Genomic DNA, 1,770 nt, shown 5'->3' on the forward strand with positions numbered 1-1,770 from the left:
GCCCGGGCCGCGTCGAGGATGGCGCGGGCCTTCAGGCCGGCGATGTGGGTGCTGCTGGGGTTGCCGAAGTCGGCCTGCATCGCGGCCAGCGCCGCGGCACGGGCCTGCGGCAGCACGGGGGTGGTGGCGTTGGCGTCGAGGTTGATTTCCATGCCGCCATTGTCGGAACGGCGGGGCGCACACGGGTTGCGTGCGTGCTGCCCAATCGCGGTCTTAGGAGAAATCGATTCCTGACGAGCCCCAACCTGCAAAAATCCATTCCATCTTTTATCAGGCCTACTGTGGGCTTCCGCCACCACCGCGCACCCATGTCCAGTTTCTCCGCCGTCGGCACCCAGCACTACCCGGCCCTGCAGGCCCAGGTCACCGTCTACCAGCACGCCGCCACCGGGGCGCGCCATGTGCACATCGCCACCGATGACGAGGACCGCGCCTTTCTCATCGCCTTTCCCACGCTGCCCGAGGTGGGCGACGGCCGCGCCCATGTGCTGGAGCACCTGCTGCTGTGCGGCTCGCGTCGCTACCCGGTGCGCGACCCGTTCTTCTCGATGATGAGCCGGTCGCTGTCCACCTTCATGAACGCGATGACCTACCCCGACCGCACGGTCTATCCGTTCTCCACGCCCGACCGCGCCGACTACTTCAACCTGATGGACGTGTACCTGGACGCCACGTTCTTTCCGCGGCTCGATCCGCTGGACTTCCGCCAGGAAGCCTGGCGCCCGGTGCTGGAAGGCGGCCAGCTGCAGCTGCAGGGCGTGGTGCTCAACGAGATGAAGGGCAACTACGCCGACCCGGGCCGCCACCTGTACCGCGGCCTCAACCGCGAGCTGCTGCCGGGCAGCACCTATGCGGTGGACTCGGGCGGCGACCCGCTGCTGATCCCCGGGCTGACGCATGCCGACCTGGTGGCCTTCCATGCCCAGCACTACCACCCTTCGCAGGCGGTGTTCATGAGCTGGGGCGACATGGACCCGGCCGAGCTGCAGCAGCGCATCGAACGCCAGGTGCTGTCGGCCTTTGCCGACCGCCGCGCGCCCATCCCCGCGCCCACGGTGCAGCCCTGGAGCGGCCTGCGCGAGGTGGTGATCGACGTGCCGGCCACGGCGGCATCCCAGCACGACCACCGGCTGCAGATGGCCTGGCGCCTGGGCAGCGAAGCCGACCTGGACGCGGTGATGCGCGCCCGTCTGCTGGAGACGGTGCTGATGTCGCAGGGCGGCGGCCTGCTGCGCGAGGCCATCGAAGCGGCCGGCTTCGGCCGCCTGTCCGACCACACCGGGCTGGACGACTCCACCACCGAGATCCTGCTGCACGTGGGCATGGCCGGCCTGACACCGGCGCAACTGACCGACGCACGCCGCGTCATCACCACCGCGCTGCAGCAGGCCGTGGCCACGCCGCCGGCGCCCGAGCTGCTGCAGGCCGGCGTGCGCGAGCTGCGCTTTGCCGAGCGCCGCCCCGTCAAGGGCGTGCAACGCCTGATCGGCCTGGCCCAGGCCGCCGTGCGCCACCAGGACTTGCTGGCGGTGCTGGACACCGACGCCGCCCTGGCGCGGCTGGAGCGCGCCATTGCCGAGCCCGGCTTCATCCAGCGCGAGATCCAGGCCCTGCTGGGCACGCAGCCCACGCTGGTGGCCCACATCCGGCCCGACCTGCAGTTCCTGGCCCGCCGCGACGAAGCCGCCGAGCGCTTCACGCAGGACTGGCAGGCCCGCATGACCGAGGCCGAGCGCGCGGCCATCGACGCCGACAACGCCCGCCTGGCCA

General features: G+C 70.8%; 1 protein-coding gene. It reads left to right on the plus strand.

Translation table 11 applies throughout. The annotated features are described in order from the left end of the window. Nucleotides 1-308 precede the first annotated feature (308 nt). A partial coding sequence (locus ABNT58_RS27170; protein ID WP_348756497.1) for an insulinase family protein occupies nucleotides 309-1,770 on the plus strand: 1,462 nt, incomplete at its 3' end.

This window comes from uncultured Aquincola sp. (assembly GCF_964001545.1).
In the GTDB taxonomy this organism is placed as follows: domain Bacteria; phylum Pseudomonadota; class Gammaproteobacteria; order Burkholderiales; family Burkholderiaceae_C; genus Aquincola.